Origin of the sequence: Saccharopolyspora sp. NPDC050389, assembly GCF_040655595.1 — a bacterium.
In the GTDB taxonomy this organism is placed as follows: Bacteria; Actinomycetota; Actinomycetes; order Mycobacteriales; family Pseudonocardiaceae; genus Saccharopolyspora.
Genome location: NZ_JBFAKG010000033.1, coordinates 26,517 through 45,762, shown reverse-complemented (window position 1 = coordinate 45,762; position 19,246 = coordinate 26,517). Strand labels below are relative to the sequence as shown.

General features: G+C 65.8%; 11 protein-coding genes and 1 pseudogene (1 of these 12 running past the window's edge). 9 read left to right on the top strand and 3 right to left on the bottom strand.

Annotation, left to right across the window (positions count from 1 at the left end; genetic code table 11):
- Nucleotides 1–26: 26 nt before the first annotated feature.
- Nucleotides 27–833 (bottom strand): class I SAM-dependent methyltransferase, encoded by an 807-nt coding sequence (locus AB0I53_RS22290; RefSeq protein WP_358606000.1) that lies wholly within the window; start codon nt 831–833, stop codon nt 27–29.
- A 252-nt stretch (nt 834–1,085) separates the two neighbouring features.
- Complete coding sequence (locus tag AB0I53_RS22285; RefSeq protein ID WP_358503307.1) at nt 1,086–1,343, bottom strand: hypothetical protein; 258 nt, start codon at nt 1,341–1,343, stop codon at nt 1,086–1,088.
- A 427-nt stretch (nt 1,344–1,770) separates the two neighbouring features.
- Between AB0I53_RS22285 and AB0I53_RS22280 the strand changes: the two genes are divergently transcribed.
- The 6 genes from AB0I53_RS22280 (at nt 1,771) to AB0I53_RS22255 (ending at nt 7,081) form a co-directional block, all read left to right on the top strand.
- Complete coding sequence (locus AB0I53_RS22280) at nt 1,771–3,390, top strand: phenylalanine aminomutase (D-beta-phenylalanine forming) (RefSeq protein WP_358605997.1); 1,620 nt, start codon at nt 1,771–1,773, stop codon at nt 3,388–3,390.
- Nucleotides 3,387–3,818, top strand: a complete 432-nt coding sequence (locus tag AB0I53_RS22275; protein WP_358605995.1) for a lipocalin-like domain-containing protein — start codon at nt 3,387–3,389, stop codon at nt 3,816–3,818. The genes AB0I53_RS22280 and AB0I53_RS22275 overlap by 4 nt, the downstream gene beginning before the upstream one ends.
- Nucleotides 3,819–3,841: 23 nt before the next feature.
- Nucleotides 3,842–5,200, top strand: coding sequence for an aminotransferase class III-fold pyridoxal phosphate-dependent enzyme (locus AB0I53_RS22270; RefSeq protein ID WP_358605992.1), 1,359 nt, complete (start codon nt 3,842–3,844; stop codon nt 5,198–5,200).
- Nucleotides 5,201–5,421: 221 nt separating this feature from the next.
- Nucleotides 5,422–5,736 carry a chorismate mutase gene (locus AB0I53_RS22265; RefSeq protein WP_358605989.1) on the top strand — a complete coding sequence of 105 codons (315 nt, stop codon included), beginning with the start codon at nt 5,422–5,424 and terminating at the stop codon, nt 5,734–5,736.
- Nucleotides 5,733–6,902, top strand: a complete 1,170-nt coding sequence (locus AB0I53_RS22260) for a 3-deoxy-7-phosphoheptulonate synthase class II (RefSeq protein ID WP_358605986.1) — start codon at nt 5,733–5,735, stop codon at nt 6,900–6,902. The genes AB0I53_RS22265 and AB0I53_RS22260 overlap by 4 nt, the downstream gene beginning before the upstream one ends.
- A 35-nt stretch (nt 6,903–6,937) precedes the next feature.
- Entirely contained in the window at nt 6,938–7,081 is a 144-nt protein-coding gene (locus AB0I53_RS22255; RefSeq protein ID WP_358606071.1) for a hypothetical protein, read from the top strand.
- A 162-nt stretch (nt 7,082–7,243) separates the two neighbouring features.
- On the opposite strand, the pseudogene AB0I53_RS22250 reads toward AB0I53_RS22255, so the two are convergent.
- A pseudogene (locus AB0I53_RS22250) lies at nt 7,244–7,400 on the bottom strand (transposase); the annotation flags it as partial.
- A 1,174-nt stretch (nt 7,401–8,574) separates the two neighbouring features.
- On the opposite strand from AB0I53_RS22250, the gene AB0I53_RS22245 reads away from it, so the two are divergent.
- The 3 genes from AB0I53_RS22245 to AB0I53_RS22235 form a co-directional block, all read left to right on the top strand.
- A complete protein-coding gene (locus tag AB0I53_RS22245; protein ID WP_358605983.1) occupies nt 8,575–8,988 on the top strand; it encodes a YbaB/EbfC family nucleoid-associated protein in 414 nt (137 codons plus the stop codon).
- Between the two features lie 5 nt (nt 8,989–8,993).
- Nucleotides 8,994–9,560 carry a hypothetical protein gene (locus AB0I53_RS22240; protein WP_358605980.1) on the top strand — a complete coding sequence of 189 codons (567 nt, stop codon included), beginning with the start codon at nt 8,994–8,996 and terminating at the stop codon, nt 9,558–9,560.
- 2,445 nt (nt 9,561–12,005) lie between these two features.
- A protein-coding gene (locus AB0I53_RS22235) for a protein-glutamine glutaminase family protein (RefSeq protein WP_358605977.1) crosses the window boundary here: on the top strand, nt 12,006–19,246 show its 5' portion. It continues 23,692 nt past the right edge of the window; only the first 7,241 of its 30,933 coding nucleotides appear in the window; its start codon is at nt 12,006–12,008; its stop codon lies off the right edge, out of view.

Genomic DNA, 19,246 nt, shown 5'->3' with positions numbered 1-19,246 from the left:
TCGGTGCCCGGCGGCCGGTCCAGCGGTCACACCGCCGTGCGAACCGCTTTCAGCTGCCAGATCGGTAGCAGCACGCGGCCCTCGCCGTCGGTCGGGAACGCGGTGAGCCCGTCGATGTTGGCCGCATCGCCCAGGACCGCACGCGCGCTCACTTGAAGCTCCTCCAAGGTGCAAGCGGTCGTGTAGTTAGCGGCTTCGAGCTGCTCGATCGTCCAGTGCGCTCCGAGCGTCTCCCGCAGGCTGGCCTCGCTGACCAGGTGCCGGTCGGGGTAGATGCCCCGCAGCGCGGTCGAGAAGGCGAGTAGGTGCAGCGGTGCGTCCGGCCGGGTCGCCTTCGTGAGCGCGGCGGCGTACTGATGACGCTCGTGCTCTGTCAAGACGTGGTAGAGAGCGCAGTCCAGCACCGTGTCGAAGCATGCCTCGTACCCTTCGAGTTCGAGCGCGTCGGCAAGGTCGAACGTGACATCGACGCCTTTCGCGGCTGCTCTGGCCCGTGCCTGCTCGACCGCTGACGGCGCGCAATCGAGCCCGGTGACGCGCAGCCCGCGCGATGCGAGGAACACGGAGTTGTCGCCGAGCCCGCAACCGATGTCGAGTACGTCGCCGGTGAACTCGTCTGCCTCGGCCAGCTCGACGACCAGGGGTTGCGGTGCGCCGAGGTCCCACGGCATCTTCGGGGCTTTCGGGGTATCGCCGCTGTACAGCTTCTCGAATGAGGCACTGTCGACGCCTGCGGCCGGATTTGACATTTTCGCTCCTCGATGAGGATGTGGCTTGACCAGCACACAAGCCCACCGGGCGATACGACGCCCGTCAACAGGGTTGGTGAACATAGGTGCAGAGGGGAAACCGATTCTGCCCTGGAGCGGCTGCTCTCGGTGGATTCGGCACCGAACGTGCCTGATACCGGTCGCGCCCCTGTCTGATGAGGACTTTTCGGCGAGTTGGCGCTCTGGCGCGAGTGTCGTGTCCGGACGCTCCGTGCGAAACGCCGGGAACCACCCGCCGGGCTTGGGCTTTCGCACGCGGTTCAGCGTGAAAGCCATGTGCGCGATCGACCACAAGGGCGAGCTGTACTTCACCGCCTACACCGGCGCCGTCGACTTGTTCATCCCCAGGTAACCCGGCGCCAGCAACGCGCCGATCTCCTCCCGTACGGACTCGAGCAACGATCCGCCACCACCCATCGGCGTCGGCGTGCGGAGTGACACGACCTCGCGCCCCAGCACGGCCGCTGCGGCGCCGAGGATGAACGACAGCTGGCCGGCCGCTTGGGGCGGACGTTGATGGGAGGCGTGGGCAGCACCGGCGAGCGTGTCCTTCGAGGGCAGTCCACTCTGCACGAAGGTCCATCCCGCTATCCATTGTGTGCTGAGCGTCATAGCCTTACCGGTGTCGGTTAACGGACTGCCGGACTTGCTATTCCGCAGCCGCGCGAAACTGTTCGGTAAACGAGAGGTTGCGGTTCTTGTCCCGGCTGATGATCTCCCAGAATATCTGGGTGATCTATGGTTTGTATTTGGAGGCCGGTATGGTCGAGAAAGAGGTAGCTGGTCTGCGCACGCGGGCCTGCTTGCCCGCCGGCTTCGAAGACCTCGACACCTCACGCTCATCGCACAGCGCGACACGAATCAAGCATAACGACACGCCCTATGGCCGGAAGATCATTAATGTCCGATATTCCCCCATTGTCGATCGTCAAAGGTGTGCGGATCGTCCGCCGTAATGATGCGAGCAAGACCGAAGTTCCGTTGCTCTTGTGTGCAGGTAATGCCGCTGACGCGCCGTTTGAACGATCGGCTGAAAGGTCTCAACGAAATGCATGTCATGTTTGCCGGCGACGATCGAGTTTCCCTGGGGAGTATCGTCGAAGCTGCCGGAGATGGTGTTGAGGTATCCGTCGACAGCACCATCCGCGACCGCGTCGAGGTCGCACGCTCCACGCTGGTGCGGTTCGTTGACGAGGAGCGGGTCATCTACGGAGTGAACACCAGCATGGGAGGGTTCGTCGACTGGCTGGTCCCCACCACGTTGGCCTCCACGTTGCAAGAGAACCTGATCAATGCGGTGGCGACCAATGTCGGGTCCTATGTGGATGACCACACCACCCGCTCGATCATGCTGTCGCGGATCGTGTCGCTGTCCAGGGGACACTCGGCGATCTCGATCGAGAACTTCGACAAACTCGTCGCGATCTACAACGCGGGCGTCATTCCCTGCATCCCTGAGAAAGGCTCGTTGGGCACCAGCGGTGACCTCGGACCGCTGGCGGCGATAGCGCTGGTGTGCATCGGCCAGGGCAAGGCACGGTTGCACGGCAAGGTCATGGCGGGCGCGGATGTCCTCGCCCAAGTGAGCATCGAGCCTATGCACTTGTCCTACAAGGAAGGCTTGGCGCTGATCAACGGGACTTCGGGCATGGTCGGCATGGGTGCCATAGCGGTCGAACGTGCCAGGTACCTGCTGGACACCTACCTGACAGTGTCCGCGCTGTCCATCGAGGGTCTCGCGGGAATGACCAAACCATTCGACCCGCGCGTGCATCGACTCAAGCCCCATATTGGGCAACAGGAGATCGCCGAGCGTATTTGGTCGTTGCTTGGGGACTCCACGCTGGCCGTCGTCGAGGAGCAGACCGCGCGGACCCTGGCGGGCGAGATGGGCGATGCGGCGAAAGCGGGTTCCCAACCGATCGAGGACGCCTACTCCATCCGGTGCACACCGCAGATCTTGGGTCCAGTGCTGGAAACTCTGCGCTCCGTGACGAGCACCGTGGAGAACGAGCTCAACTCGTCCAACGACAACCCGTTGATCATTCCCAACGAGGACGACGTGTTCCACAACGGACACTTTCACGGGCAGTACGTCGCGATGGCGATGGACCACCTGACGATCGCGATGACGACCTTGACCAACCTGGCTAACCGCCGGGTCGACCGGTTCCTCGACAAGGGCAACAGCAACGGGCTGCCTTCGTTCCTGTGCAGCGTGGATCCCGGGCTGCGGCTGGGGCTCATGGGCGGTCAGTTCATGACCGCGTCGCTCACCGCGGAGAACCGGTCACTCGCGATGCCGGTCTCGATCCAGTCGCTCACCAGCACCGGCGACTTCCAGGACATCGTGTCATTCGGCTTCGTCGCGGCGCGGCGGGCTACTGAGGTGCTCCGCAACGCAATGTACGTCGTCGCGTTCGAGCTGATCTGTGCTTGTCAGGCGATCGACATCCGAGGTGCTGAGGGTCTCTCGTCCTCAACCCGTCCGCTCTACGAACAGGTTCGCAAGATCGTGCCGTTCCTCGACCAGGACATATCGATCACCGACTACGTCGAATCCGTCGTCGAAGAAGTCCTGTCGCCTGACTGGGCTCGATCAGGCCAGGTCGACCGGTGACCGCGGTCAGTGAGCTGGTGGGGACGTGGCGGTTGGAGTCCTATCAGGAGTTGGACTCGGCTGGGGAGATCGTCGACGAGCCTTTTGGGCACGCTCCCGTCGGCAAGCTCGTCTACACCGGCGACGGGCACATGTCAGTGATCCTGATGCGCGCTGAGCAGGCCGCGCTGCGAGTTCCCTTTCCCCGGTATGCCACGATTAAACAGAAAACGTCGACTGTAGACGGTTGCCTCGGGTACAGCGGCACGTACCGCATCAAGGATAAAGTAATCGTACATCACGTCGAAGTCAGCTCGTTTCCCGATTGGGTGGGGCTGGAGCAGCGCCGAGTGATGGAACTCGACCACGGCAAACTGGTTCTGAGGTCGACGCCGTACGTGTGGTGTGGGGAAGTCAGGACACCGGTGCTGACGTGGTTTCGTTACTAATGACGTGAGGAGCGGACGCCGCCATGGCGAGCACCGTTGGATCAACTATTGATTACAAGGCCTCATACGCAAGCCTGCTGGATGACTACCGTGCCCGGACATCGTTGTCCGCGGCTGCGTGGCAGCGTGGAAGGCTGGTACTACCGGGCGGTGAGACCAGGACCGTCACCACGTACTCCCCGTATCCGACCTTGATCAGAAAGGGGCAAGGGGCGCACTTGACCGATCTCGACGGCAACCGCTACGTCGATCTCGTCAACAACTACACCTCTCTCGTCCACGGGAGTGCGTACGGCCCCGCGACTGAGGCCGCCGTAGCGGTTCTGAGGGGAGGCGCGATTTTCGCCAGTCCGCACGAGTCGCAGTTGCGCCTCGCGGAAATGCTGACCAACCGAATCGACACGGTGGAGCTGGTTCGGTTCACGAACTCGGGAACTGAGGCAGCACTGCTAGCCGAGAGGCTGGCGGCAAGAGCGACCGGTCGACACAAGGTACTCGTCTTCGACGGGAGCTACCACGGCAGCGCTCCTGAGCTGATGCAAGGCCATCCCCAGGTGGTGACGGCGCCGTACAACGACCTCGACGCGGTCGACCGGGCAATGACGAACGAGATCGCTGCGGTGTTCGCCGAGCCGTTCCTCGGAGCAGGTGGTGTGATCCCGTCCGCGCCGGGCTTCCTTCGCGGAGTCCAAGACCTGGCGCACGCGCGCGGAGCGTTGTTCGTCCTGGACGAGGTGCAGTCACTCCGCAACGACGTGGGAGGGGAACAGGCGAAGCTTGGCCTGACACCAGATCTCACGCTCCTCGGCAAGATCATCGGCGGCGGCTTGCCCATCGGCGCTGTCGGAGGAGAGCGGGATCTGCTGCTGTTGACCGCTCCCGGCACCCCCGACCGTCTCACGCACTCGGGGACCTTCAACGGCCACCCGGCTGCGGCAGCGGCAGGCGCGATCACGTTGGCACACCTGAATGCAGGGGCGATCGATCGACTGGAGCGGGCGGCGACGACCTTGGCCGCAAGCATCACCAGCAGTGCCGCGCAAGCCGGCATGCCGATCGTGGTAACCCGCGCGGGTTCCATCCTCAACGTGCACTTCACCGACACGCCTCCGACGTCGGCCGCCCATGTGCGGGAAACGAACACCGACCTGCTGTCCGCCCTGCACCTGGCATTGCTCAACCAGGGCGTCTACACCACCCCGCGCGGCCTCATTAATCTCTCGACAGCTCTCCGTGCCGAAGACTTGGCCAAGGTCGAGGAGGCATACGCGAAGGCGTTCGAGCGGATTGCCCGCATCAGCGTGAAGCCCGGCCATCCGTCAGGCCAGTGGCCGGTGCCGGCGCCACGTGTCGCGGCCGAACGCGTCAGTGTGACTAAGTAGTGGCTTTGTTAATAGCTCGTGGTCGAGGCGGAGCAGGGCGCAGAAGGCTTGGGTGAGGCAGGGGAGGGTGATGCGGCGGTGCTAGCCGGACTCCATCAGCCGAGGACGAATCCGCTCGATCTCATTCGGAGTCGCGACCAAAGTTAGTCACAATCCACACTGGACTATCCAATAGACACATCAAGGCATAACAAAGCACTGCTATGAGCCATGGAGGAAATGTGAAAACGTCCCCAGCCATCGTGATCGAGGAACCTGTCAATGACAAAGCTGACGTGTCGGTGGTTCGCCAGCGCATTGACGAAATCGACCAGAGAATCATCGGTTTGATCCACACTCGCAAGGTGATGTCCCAACAAGTGCAGCGCACTCGCATCGACGCGGGCGGGCAGCGGGTCGAACCCATCAGGGAAGCCGCGATCACGAAAACCTACTGCGCGCCGTTCGGCGAGGCCGGTAGCGCGCTCGCGGCCGCACTGCTGCGGATCTGCCGGGGACAACACGCAACTCAATTGCCGGACGAGGGAGGAAGATGATGAGATCGCACGCCGTGCTCGATTCGCCGGCAGCGCAACAACCAGAATGGCCGGACCCGTGTGCACTACGGGACGTGGTGGATGAGCTCGCTGGGCAGCCGCCACTCGTCTCGCCTCGTGAGTGCGATCGGTTGCTGGCCAAGCTCGCCTCGGTGGCCGCTGGCGAGGCATTCCTCATCCAAGGCGGGGACTGCGCGGAAACCTTCGCTGAGGCGGTCCCAGCAACCTACGGAGGGAAGGTACGCGTGCTCCGCCAGATGGCGGGGGTGCTCGGCGCCAGCATGAGACTGCCGGTGGTGACCGTCGGCCGCATCGCGGGTCAGTACGGGAAGCCGCGCTCCTCTGCAACGGAAACCAGGGGCGGGACGGTCCTGCCGAGCTACCGAGGCGACGCCGTGAACGGGATGGACTTCTCGGCCCAGGAACGTACACCGGACCCCCGTAGACTCCTTCAGGCGTACCGGGCCGCGTCTGACACCCTGATGTGGCTTCGGGATTTCGCGGGCGAGGAGTTCTTCACCAGCCACGAGGCGCTGCTGCTTCCGTACGAAATGGGACTCAGCCGCACTGACTTCCTGACTGGTCGACGGTTCGGCTCGTCGGGCCACATGCTTTGGATAGGGGAGCGGACGAGGAGCCTCGACGGTGCGCATGTCGAGTTCGCCGCTGGGGTTTGCAATCCGATCGGTGTGAAACTCGGCCCGACTGCCTCCCCAGCCGACGTGTTGGCGCTGATCGAAAGGCTGGACCCGGACCGTCAACCGGGACGAATCACGCTGATCACTCGAATGAGCGCTGGTAAGATCCGCGATGTTCTCCCGCCGCTTGTGGAAGAGGTCACAGCGAACGCGCCCGCGGTGACCTGGGTGTGCGATCCCATGCACGGAAACACGTTCTCTTCGCCGAGCGGGTACAAAACCCGTCGTTTCGATGACGTGCTTGACGAGGTCGTGGGCTTTTTCGAAGTCCACCGGGCCCTTGGGACTCATCCAGGAGGCCTGCACCTGGAGCTCTCCGGTGAGGCCGTCACCGAATGCGTCGGCGGGAGTCTCCCGGTGACCATGGAAAGTCTGGGCCAGCGGTACGAGACGGCTTGTGACCCGCGTCTGAACCGCGATCAAGCCCTCGAGCTCGCGGTAGCGGTGGGCAAGCTGACGCGGTCGTGAGCCGCTTGGAGCAAGTCGCGGCCACAGCCCGGGCCGTGGCCGAATTCGCGCGGCTGTTGCGCCAACACCGCGACAACGAACTCGAAGTCTGGGCCGATCAAGCAGAAAACAGTGGCGTTCGCAAGAACTGCTCCTTCGCCACCACCCTGTACTGCGACTGGGACGTCGTCGTCGCTTGACTGTCCCTGCTGCACAGCAATGGTCCTACCGAGGGCAACGTGAACAGGTTGAAGCTGATCAAGCACGCCATGTTCGGTGAACGTGCCCGGCCCCAGCGTCATCGAATGTGTGCCAGAACCAGAACGGAGTAGCGCCGACATAGGTGGTCTTGGCGACCTCGGCAGCCACAACAGCTTGATCACCGCATTGTCGGACGGGAAGTGCCCGGGTGTTCTTGGTGATCTCGCGGAGCTGGTAGTTCAACGACTCGATCGCATTCGTGAAACAGATGATCTCGCGGACCTCCGGTGGGAACTCCAGAACCGGAATGAACCGCTCCGGGTGACAGGAGGTCGCACCAGGTAAGCGAACGGCCAAGGGAGGTCGGTGGTTGCCGATGGTGTAGTCCCAGGTCAGCGCTCGATGACCTTTCTGCCCTCCGCGGATCGAGCTACCTGCCACAGAGATCACGGCCTCTTTTGCGCGAGCTTGCTCGGCCCTACGCCGCCAGCCGCCCCGAGAAACCGGACAACCCTGAGGCTCTGACTCACGACTTTTGACCAGCTTCTGTTGGAGTCGGCCGGCGTGGTTGGCCTCGGCGAGGCGGCGAACCAACCGGCGGCGGTGGCGAAGGAGACGCGGTGTCCTGCCAGGAAGGCGCGGATGCCCAGTCCGATGGACAGGTCGGTCTCGCCGGCACCGGAGGGCCGAGGAGGACCGCATCTTCCTTGGCTGCGACGAAATCCAGTGTTCCAGGATACGTGTCTCGTCTCAGGGAGCGTTGCCGAAATCGAACTCTTCCAAGGACTTCCTACTCGGTGATCGGGCGGCGAGGATGCGTCCCTCGCCGCCGTGAGCGGACTGGCAAGCGCCCAGAATAGACGCGCTGAGAGCCATGTCGGAGAGTTGCTCGATGGCGGTTCGATGTTGTCGTGGCGCCGGGGGTGGAGCCACCAGGCGCCCCATTGCACATGCCGAGCACTTCCAGCGCGTCGCCGCGCGAGTCGACCGTCCGGATTTGGCCGGCGCACACGCTTGCCTCGTTGATGTCGGCGATCGTCTTGAGGGCGACTTGGCGGCTGTTGTCGTAGGTGGCGGCGAGTTCCACGGGCGGCCCGGTCTCGGAGTGCATCAGCAGCCGGGGACCCGGGCAGGCTAGGTCGCGCGCGGCGTCACGGTGATTTCGATGACGCCGCGTAATTTCGCGGCAGGGTCGAGCTTCGTCTGCGTCGTCTGCTCATTCGTGTCGGATCGCGCCAGCGGTGATCCCGCCGCGCGTGTCCAGGTCGGTGCAAGGTGGTGGTGGCGTCTTGGTGGTCGGTAGACCTCGACGTCATAGGCGTCTCAGTGGGTCGCGTGCAAACCTTGGGTGTGGCCGGGCAGTTTTGGTTGTACGTGGGGACTGTATTGGGCCGATCGTGTTGAGCGACGCAACCGCACCTGGTTTTACTGCTGTCGATGTGTCCGGCCGGGAGCTGTCGGCCGAATTTCACTCGGTGAGGAAGGGTGCGGGGTGTCGGGTTCGCATGCTGAGGAGCTTGAGCAGTTGTTGGCGCAGTATCGTAGGCAATTCGCCGAGGTGAAGGAAACTCAGCGGCGTTTGCGGGAGATTTCTTGCACGGTGACGGCGCCGAGGCGGACTGTGGCGGTGACGGTGGGGCATGGCGGTGTGGTGAAGAACGTCGAGTTCCCGACCGGTGCTTATAAGCGTATGGCGCCTGCCGATCTGGCAGGCGTGGTGCTGAAGGCTATCGCTGATGCCCAGCAGCAGGCTAGGGGCGAAGCGGCTGAGGTGATGGCGCCGTCGTTGCCGCCTGGGGTGGACGCTCTGAAACTGTTCTCCGGTGACGTTGATATCCAGTCGTTGCTGAAGCCGGAGCCGGAGTTGCACGAGGTAACCCGTGACGTGATGAACATCAGGGACTGATGCAGATGACCACGAAGCCTGAGCCCGGTGACGACAGCGACCGCGACAGCGGCTACGGCAGCGGTGACGACAGCTCTCCGCCCAGGAGCCACCGCCCGGAGAACTTCGAGCCGGGCTCCCGGCACATCAGCGTGGACACAGACAGCATGTTGCGCAGTGCCGGGCAATTCCGCGGTGCTGGTGACAACTTCCGCGTCTTCGCCGGAAACCAGCAGCGGTTGATCAGCTACCGGCCGCTGGTCAATGGTGAGTCGGACGACAGTTGGGACCAGTTCTCGCCGTCCTACACCGAGGCCACTCAGGTTTTCGTGGATGGTGTGTCTGGTCTGGCGGGGGCTGTGCAGCAGATGTGTGAGAGTCTTCGTCAGTTCGCGGCTTTTTGTGTCGCGACTGAGGACAATGCCGAGTATCTCGGTAAGAACGCGTTGGGCCTGAACGAATCACCGGACCCGGCCGGCGTTCCCGGTCCCACACGCGAGGGTTATCAGCCGCTGACACCTATGCGTAGTGTCACGGGTGAGGAGTTGCCGCCGGGTCCGTCCGGGCGCCACGTCCCGGGTAAAAGGCCGTAGGGTCGGGGTTTTGGTCGGTGTGTGCCACTGGAATGTTCTCGGTCTGTGTCCTGCGTCTGTGTCTGTGATCGCGCCGGCGTGTGGTTGCGGGCGGGTCGAGTGTGGGATGGGGGTTGAGTGGTGGATATCGAGTTTGATCCGGCGTTTGACTGGTTGTGGGTTTTGGTGGCGGGGCAGAAGGCTCCGCGGGTTGATGTGGCGGCGGCGCGTGCGTTGGCGGAGAGCTGGCGTGATAGTGGTGTGACGCTGGAGGAGTTGGGGCGGTCTCTGGGGTCGTTGGCGGTGGTGGCGGAGCGGAGTATCGGTGGTGGTGCCGGTCGTGCGTTCCGTAATCGTGTTGATGAGTTGGTCGCTGCGGTGCCGCAGCTGGTGGGTCTGGCGAGGCAGCAGTCGGCGGGTTTGCTTGATCTTGCGTTGAACGTGGAGTTGGGCGTTTATTCGATGATGATCGAGATCGCGTTTTTCGCGGCGTCGATCGTCTGGGCGTTGGTCAGCCCGTTCACGGCGCCGTTGGTTCCCGCGTTTTTTACCGCTGCCCGCATCGCTGTCACTCGCATCCTGGAGAAGCTGCATTGGGTGGTGCGGCTGCTGGTGGAAGCCCTCCAGGAGGGTGTCGAGGAAGTCGCGCAGGGCGCGTTGGCTCAGATCATCCAGTTCGTTGAGGGAAACCGTCACGGGTGGGACGGGCAGAATTCGCTGATCGAGTTCACCGCGGGTGCCGCGGCGGGCGGCCTGATGGGTGCCATGTTCATGGGCATGAAGAAGTTGGGGCCGCAGGTTGCGGGCTCGATGTTGTTCCATGGGTTCACCGAGGCGGCGGCGGAGACGGTGGTCGGAGCGGGTGCGGCGGGGATCCTGGGCGGCAGTATGGATGATCTGTGGACCGGTGCGGTGGGTGGCGCGTTCACCGGCATGGTTGATAAGGGTGCTGCTGATGCCGGTGAGAAGATCGGTGAGCTGGTCAATGGTGTGGGCATTGTGGATGGTCCGGGCATCCCCACGATCGACATGCCGGATGCTGTCGGTGTTCCGGTTGTGCAGACGGGAGTCGAGCCCGGGCACAGTCTCACCACCGGGAGCGGGTTCAACGACGCGGATTCCGGCTACGGCAGAGAATCCGGTGACGCCAGCACCGAATCCGGTGACACCAGAAGCGAATCCGGTGATGCAGACGCGGGTTATGGCAGCGACACCGACTCCGGGCCTGCCGGCAGCGGCGTTTCCGCCCACGGCCCCACCAGAATCGGCCCGTTGACCACCACACCCGCGGCCGCGGGTGTGGGGGTTGGTGGCGTGCCCGGTCAGGGTGGTGGGCCGAGCACCACTCCTGGTACGGCAGCGGACATCCCGTCGCCGGGAACGCATCTGCCCACACCGGGTGCGATGGATCCAGCCACCGGTGCTCCCGTGTCGGATGTGCCGAATCGGGGTTCGGGTGTTCCTGCGGCAGGTGCCGCCAATCCGGTCGCCGGGGCTCCTGCGCCTGGCGCGTGGTCGCCTGGTGTCGGCGTGCCTCCCGCGGTCGACGGGCTGCCTGCCGCGGATGCTCCGGCTCCGGCCGAGGGACGAGCGCTCGTCGAGGAAACGCCCACGCCGACCGCGAATCCTTCCGTGCCAACCGCCGGCGTGCAGGACCCCGCTGTGAACACCCCCGCGCCGGGGACCGCGGTGCGTTCGGATTTGGGGGCGCCGGTGGCGGGTACCGGGACGCCCAGTTCGAGCGTTGGGGCGTCGGTGCCGATTACGGGGGCGCCTGGATCGGACTTGGGGAAGTCGGTTCTCGGTGCGGTTGTGCCCGGTTCGGACGTGGGTGAGCCTGCTCCCGGTACTGCGGCACCTGGGCTGGCCGCAGCAGGGAAGCCCGTGCCGGGTACTGCGACGCCTGGTTCGGGTGTGGGGACGTCGGTGCCCGGTACCGCGAGGCCCGGCCCAGACGGGCGGACGCCTGCGGACACCGCGGTCACCCCGCCGTTGCGCGACGGTTCGTCCGTGCCGAAGGCTCCGCCCCCGGTTGCGGCCTCTCATGGTGTTGTGGGCTGGGACGCCGGGTATGACTCGGCGCCCGCGTTGCCGTCGATTGATGCGCAGCCTCCAGCGCAGATCGGTCCAGCGGGAGGCACGGCTCAACAGTCCGCATCGGAGACTGGCGCCGCGCAGCGGCAGGTTCCGGCGACGAACCAGCAGCGAGGCACTCAGGCGGGCTCGTCTTCGAAGGGGGCAATTCGCCCCGGTGACCTCCTCTTCATTCTGAACCCAGACGGTCAGTCCGATATGGACGAACTTGCGGACAACAAGGTTGACGCAACTGAAGTTGCCACACCGCGGGTCGATGTGTCCTGGACGTTCGGTGGTCCTGGGTCGGGCCGGGCTGTCGACTTCATTAAAGATGTGTTGGCGCAGTCCGTGGTGGATGCGGAGGTCTTGTTTGGGCAGTTGCACCGGGCGATGGGTGTGGCTGGTGCGGACCGGTTGGCGACGGAGATCGCTGCCCCGTTGGTTGCGGCGTTGGAGGAGGGGCGGCTGCGGCAGGCTGACTTTGAGCATGCGCTGCAGATCACGGGGCGGATGTCCACGTTCATGGCTGACCCGTCCGCGGAGGTCACCGTGGGCTCGACGGCGGTGCGGCCGCCGGTCCGGCCCGCGGACCTGCCGTCGGTGCGGCAGCTGGCGCAGGCGATCGGGGACCGGGTTCGCGGTGGTGACTTCGACGGGGCGATGACGCTGGTCGGGGGGATGAACCGCGAGCCGCAGGTGGTGTGGGCGACGTCGACGGCGTACCAGGAGATGTTCGGTGGGGAGCTCGCGGCTGATCTGCGGGCGATGCGGGCGGACGAGTCGCCTTATGTCGACTATCTGTTGAGCTACTCGATCGCGCGGCCGGTGTCGTCGGACCAGGCGCGTGAGTGGTACCTGCGGATGACGGAGCTGACCTTCGACCATCCTGAGGCGGGGCGGTTGCGGGTGCCGTTCGATCATCCTGAGGATGGTTGTTACATGCGGGCGCATCTGATGGCGGTCGCGTTGCAGCGGCTCGGGGCGCAGCCGCACAAGATCTTCGTGGCCCGGCGAGACCCTCTGCTCGAGATTGTCTCCGAGACCGCGCACGGTGCCACCGCCGACAGCCCGGTGGTCGTCCGTTGGCAGTTCCACGTTGCGCCGGCCATCCGGGTCGAGGGCGGGGATGGGCCGTGGTGGGCGGTGTTCGACCCGTCGCTGTCGCCTGACAGCATCATGAGTGTCGATGACTGGCTCTCACGCATCAACCTCGACCTGTCCACCACGCGTAACTTCGAGGGCACGGCCTCGTACATCAGCCGGATGCTCACGGAATTGCGGACTGAGGAGCCGGACGCGTGGAGAGACGACTTCCCGTCGCACTACGCGGTGGTGGCGATCACCGAGCCCTGGGTCTACGGCTACCTTGACCTCGTCTCCGGCTATTCGGGAACGTTCGCACGCACGGACACGCGATCGCGCCGGTACATCGACAAGTTCGAAGAGCAGACGTTGATCGTCGCCGACCGGCGGGCGGACCGGGCGCTGGCGGATGTCGTCGCGCACGCGAGGCTCAATGGCGGGGTCGACGCCGACGCCGTGCTCGCGTCGCTTGCCGACATCGTGAAGCGCGAGCCACTCGGTGCGCGAGGCGTGCTCGAGCGCAACCCATCCGCCGCGAAGCTACTGGCGGAACTGCTTCCCGGTCGCAGCGCCGACATCTGGGAAGCGGTCAACGAGGCGCCCCCCGTCGATCCCGACGAGGACTACGCCCCGACAGAACCTGCGACGGACATCGACTGGAAGGAGATCTCCCGCGACCTCAATAATTGGGACGCGGATGCTGAGCCTTCCGATTCCGGCCGTGCGAGCCTGTATCGGGAGATTGAGGCCGCCGGCCCGGACCAGTTCGTCCGCACCTTCCCCTCGGTCGACCGGTCCGTGACCGGTCCGGCGTCGGCCGGGCAGCCGCAGGCCTCGCGCCTGCAGGACGACCGGGCAGTCGAGTCCGCCGAGCTGCCGCCGACGGCGCTGAATTCGCCTGTGCCGGGCTCGCCGACGTGGTCGGACACGCCGCTGCTGGAGCGCGACTCGCCGCTGCTCGGTCCAGCGGTGACACCGCCTGTCTCTCAGTCGCCGGAACAGACCGGTTCGACGGCGAGCGGTGGGCATTCGGAGCCGTCCACATCGGACATTCGAACTGCGTCGCGGCAGAACCGGGTGCCGACGACGACTCACGCAGGCTTGCCCGACGAGGATCTGCGGATTCCCGACGATGCGGACGCGACGATCCGGCAGGAAGCCACCCGAGTCAAGGCCAACATCAAGAGCAACTTCGGCATAGGCCTGGACTCCGCCTTCGCGAACAAACAGCCCAACGATATCGACAACGACGGGTTCGCCGACGATACCGGCCTGACGTCGGACGACGCTCCACTCGATGTGGACGCGAAGCCGGGGCCGGAGTCCGCTGAGCCTGTCTTCCCGGCGCCGCACGGCTATCGGAGGGAAAATCTCGCGCACGCCGTGCCACACCAGCGTGGTCGCATCCGAGCGGTACCGGGCCGATCGGAGGTCGTGCGGTCTGCGTTCGAGGTGCGCCGGGCCAAGGAGGTCACCGAGGACGGCGTTGAGTCCATCACCGAGATCACGGTGTACGTCGATCTCGATCCCGGCCGTCGTCACGGTGACGGGGTCCGGCAGCGGATGATGACGGACGCGCAGCTGGCCGTGGACGAGTTCTTCAACAAGCCGAACTTGCGTGCGTTCAACGGTGACCTGTTCCGCTTCCGGATCATGCCGAAGACACCGGAGACGGTGCTGCACCACAGCGTGGAGCTTGATGTCGACCCGGCACGGGTGATCGATCAGAACCACTGGCGGCCAGGCCAGTTCGCGGTGCAGACCGCGCACGAGTACGGCCACATGATCGGGCTCGTCGAGGAGTATTCCGACGTGCCCGGTCAGCTGAACCTCCGCGGCACCGTGATGGGACGCCATCTGGAGACGGGGCCGGACGGCGAGCTGCGTCAGATGGCCGACATCCAGACGTTTGCCCGCTATGGCTGGGTGCTGGAGCAGTTCGTCGGCGACGTGCCCATCTACGGCGAGCCTGGTGACCACGCGGGCGAGGGGCCGATCACCCAGGCTGCCGTGCAGGGTGCGATCCTGCCAAAGGCCCCCGAATCCGTGGGGGAGCGGTGGCAGGAGAGGGCCACGCCGCGGCCGCAGGTGCCGGCGGAGGTGCGGGAGCGCATCACCCAGTGGCACCCAGCACTGGAAGGGCCGCAGACACCGCGAGATTTGCCGAGTGACCTCCAGCGGGACGGCCAGAACCTGCCCGTTATGGGTGGTGCGCCGGACGCCGGACCGATTACCGAGCGGACGCACCAGGTCCGGGTGTTGCTGCCACACAACGTCGTCCGGGCGGAGAACATCGACGGCCAGGGGATTCGGCAGACCGCGCAGGAGGCGCTGGAACGGGCCGGGGTCTCCGAGCAACGGATCGAGCAGGTGCTGCACGGCCTGTCCGACGCCGCGTTGAAGGACAATTTCACCGTCCTCAACGGCGAGGGGCTGACCGTGAGCGTCGGCGTCGGCGCGGACGCAGTGGAGATCTCTGTGCACGCGCGGCTCACCGACGACACGGTTTCCGGAGGGGCTCCGGATACGGCGGCTCAAAAGCCCGGCAAGCCTGGGAAGCCGGGGAAGGGCGGCAAGAAGTCCAAAGAGAACAAGATCGAGAACGCTTCGGGCGGCTACGGCGAGGTCAAGCACGAGGTGTCCTCCCCAGGCCGCTGGGACGACGGGTACGGCTACCGCGCCAGCATCCCCGTGCCCGGGGTCTCTGTGCAGATCGCGACCAGCCTCAAGGGGCTCACCCCGCAATCGTCTTGGAAGGCCACCGACAGCTCGGAACTCCGGCACGGCTCGTCGTTCAAGCCGCTGGGCTCCCGCACCACGAGTTCGCACGACCTGACGCACGCCGTCACCGTGCGCCGCAACAGCCAGGAACCCGTTCAACTCAGCGGGCAACGCGCCGGTGCGGCGACCGTGAGCACGCCGAACGTCCTGCACGGCCTGCGGCGCGTGGACACTGCGGAGCTCGGCAGCGAGTCCGCCACCGGGTTTGAAGCCTGGCTGAACTCCGAGCGTGCATCCACGCGGCCCGGCGAGTCGGTCTACCTGTGCGGCAGCCAGGCGCTGTTCGACAGCGCCAGGTCTCTCGTGCACCGGCACGATGACTGGGCTGGCAAGGCCGACGAGATCGGTTCGTCGCTGCGCAACACCCTGCGGGGAATGGTCGGCAGCGCCAATCTCAGCCAACGCGGGCCGGAACTGCTGTCCGGCGGCACCATTACCGAGAAGCTGGAGATCCGGGACGCGACCGGGAAGACCCGCACCGCGACCTTCGAGCTCAAGGTCCGCCAGGGTCAGTCGCACGCCTTGCTCACCGATGAGGAAGTCCCGGCGGGTGACACGAAGTTCAGCACCAAGTTCGGCCGCAAGGACGGCCGCGAGATGCAGGCCACAGTGGAACAGCCGGTTGGTCTCGGCGGCCGGTTGCGTCTCGCCAAGAGCATCTACGACGACGGCGCCAATAGCCTCGACGTGCGTGTCTCGGCGCAGGGCAAGCTGACCTCGCAGGAAGAGCACAGCGAGACCCTCGTCGACGACCTGCGCACCGAACTCGAGTGGGAGCACCAGGGTGAATTGCGCGGTGTCAGCGCGGACCTGACCTACGACCTGCGGGTAAAGTTCGACGACGGCCGGGTGTGGGACACCTCGCACGACATGGCGGACGGCGTCACCAAGTGGCGCGCGCTCGCCCCGGAACCCACGGACTCGGACGCGACCTCGCCGACGCGGCTCGATGGGGAGCCGTTCCCAGCGCAGAAGGTCCTCGGCGCGGCCGAAACCCGATTCCCCAACGTTGCCGCGGTCAACGCGGCACTGCGTCAGATGCTGCCCCAAGAGGTGCTGCCGACTGCGGGTACGACTGCCGAATCGCACATGGCGGACAACGAGGAGATGCTGAACGACTTCGTGTCGGACCGGGGGTTCAGCAGCCATTCCCCGGATCTCAACGGGCCGGGTCTGCCGCTGGTGTTCACCAAGGCCACCTACGCCGACACGTCCCGCCCAGACGAGCTCGTCGGCGTGGTCATCCAAGCCGTTCCGCGTGGCTCCCAACCGCGCGGAGGGTACGGCACCGTCGACTCCGGGACGGCCGTGGCCGAGGCTGCTGCCGGGCGTGTGCCTGGCGCCGGGCTGAAGGGCGCGCTGACCGGCAGCACGAAGGTGGAGCACAGCAGCTCGGTCAAGACTGGCACGACCCTCGGCGGTGGTGCCGGCCTGCGCGGGCGCGCCGAAGCATGGGGGCAGTTGGACCTCAACGTCCAACGCGCGGACAAGTACAACACCGTGGAGTCCACACTGGACTTCTCCGGTGGAGTCGGGCGCGGCCAGGGCTGGAAGTCCTCCGACGTCGGCGTGCACCTGAAGCAGGTCGACTACCTGATCACCGTGCTGGACAACGATGGCGTGCTCGGGCAGCGGACCATCCGAGGCGGCCCGGCGACCACCTTCGTCGGTGGGGCACTCCCCGTCGGCGACCGGCCCGCGGACGCGAACAGCGCGGGTGCCAACGCCGCCGGCGGGGTCGACGCTTCCGCCTTCCACGAGGTCGAGCACGACACACCGCGTCGGCCGGAGGGCTGGACGCCAGCCGCGCTGCCCGACTACTACGTGGTGCACGGCCTGGACCTGCCCGTCGTCAGCGGCCGCGAGCTCACCAGCCGGCTGCTCGGTGACTTCGGCGACAACAACGTCATCGCCGCGCACCAGGTGCATTCCTTCGCTGGTCCGGAAGAGGTCGCCACCCACTTCGACAGCGTCACCACCGGCACCTACGAGGGCGTGGTGCACCGCTACGCCAAGGGCAAGTTCCTGTCCGTTGAGGAGCGGCTCGGCGACATCAAGCAGCACACGGTGCTGAGCAACGCGCGCCTGAACGGGCCACCGCAGAACGTCGAGCTGAACTTCATCAGCACGGTCAGCGGCGCCACCGGACACGGCACCACCAAGTTCAGCGGCGGCGGCTGGACCCAGCGCGTCCGGGTGGGCGGACAGAGCAACGGCGACGGCGCCAAGGGCATGTTGATGGGCAGCCACTCGTCCACGCCATCGGCATCGAAGGGGCGGTCGTTCAGCCAGGAGTTCGAGCACACCACGACCACGACTTACAAGGGCCTCGCCTACCTGGTCACCTACGACAGCAGCACGCTGTACAGCGGCAGCGAGGCCGAACACGGCGCGAACCCGTTGAGCGACGTCGCCGGGAACACGCGGCACCTCGAAGCCCATAAGAAGGGCTCGGTCCAGCTCTGGGTGCCGGCTGGCGAGATCGGCCGGCTCGGGCTGGGACCGGACGCGAAGATCACCCCGGCCACGGGCGACGGTTCGGGCTGGGAGCCGACCGCGTTCGTCGACGACGGGCACGCCTCGGCGACTGTCCGGCCCGAAGTCACGGGGGACCTGGTCAGCGACATCAAGAAGCTCCTTGGCGGCGTCCCGCAGCAGGTCGTTCCGCGCACCGCCGGCCAGCAGTTCACCGGCTACCTGACCAAGTTCGCGCTCGGAACGGCCGAGCTGCGCGCCAGCCGGGATCTGTGGAGGCAGAGCGTCCGTGACGTCGCCCCGCGCGGCTTGCAGGCGCTGTTGAAGGACTTGCGCGGACCAGGCAAGCGGTGGTCCACCACGATGTTGGGGCCGCTCGGCACGATCGACGTCACGCTGACCTTGAAGGGCCGGCAAGGCCCCGGCCGGTTCGCCGGGGTCGAATCCGGGTGGAGTGAGAAGCACGAGATCAAGACGATCTCCGAGGACGCCGTCACCACGAAGAGCGGTCAACAGCGCCGGATCCAGTCGATGCTCGGCGCACGGCAGTCGGGGGATGGTTCGCGGCAACCGGTGGCGTTCATCGGGCAGGGGGCCGCCGCCCAGAAGTCGTCCGCCAAGCTCGTCGAGACCGCCAGTGAGGAAAGCACCCGGACGTACTCGTTCGAGAGCGACTTCGTGATTTTCGAGCACGACCTGGACCTCGTACTTACGGTGGCCAAGACCGCGCACGCCAACCGCGCGCCGCAGGCCCTGACCCTGGGCTTCGCCGACCTGGCGGCCCCGGCGAGCACCAGCAGGACGCTCCCGCTGCCGTCGTTGCCCGGCGTGGTGCGGTCCCGCGTACCCATCGGCGAGCTCGCGCCCACCGAGTACCAGCCGCAGTGGATCGACACGCTGCCCGAGATGAGCCACGCGGAGGCGAACTCGGACGAGGTGCAGAAGGCCCTCCAGCATTTCCTTGCACCCCCGGCCGAGCAGACAGAGCAGACCGCAGACACCGCGCCGCCGGTGCCGCTGGGCGCGACATGGACCCGGCACGCCATCATGACCGGCACCACCACGAGCGCGCTATCGGCGCACCTGCAGGAGGCTATGAGTGAAGGCGGGTACCCCCTCGACGGCCTCGACCACGACAGCCACGCCGCCGACGTCACGCGGAACCCGTTGGAGTCCCTGGTCTTTCATGCCTACCTGGACGATGCGCACGTCACATCGACCGCGGACTCGGCAGGTCTGACGACCAAGGGGTCCACGACATCCAGCATCAAGGAGGAGCACAAGGACGGGCC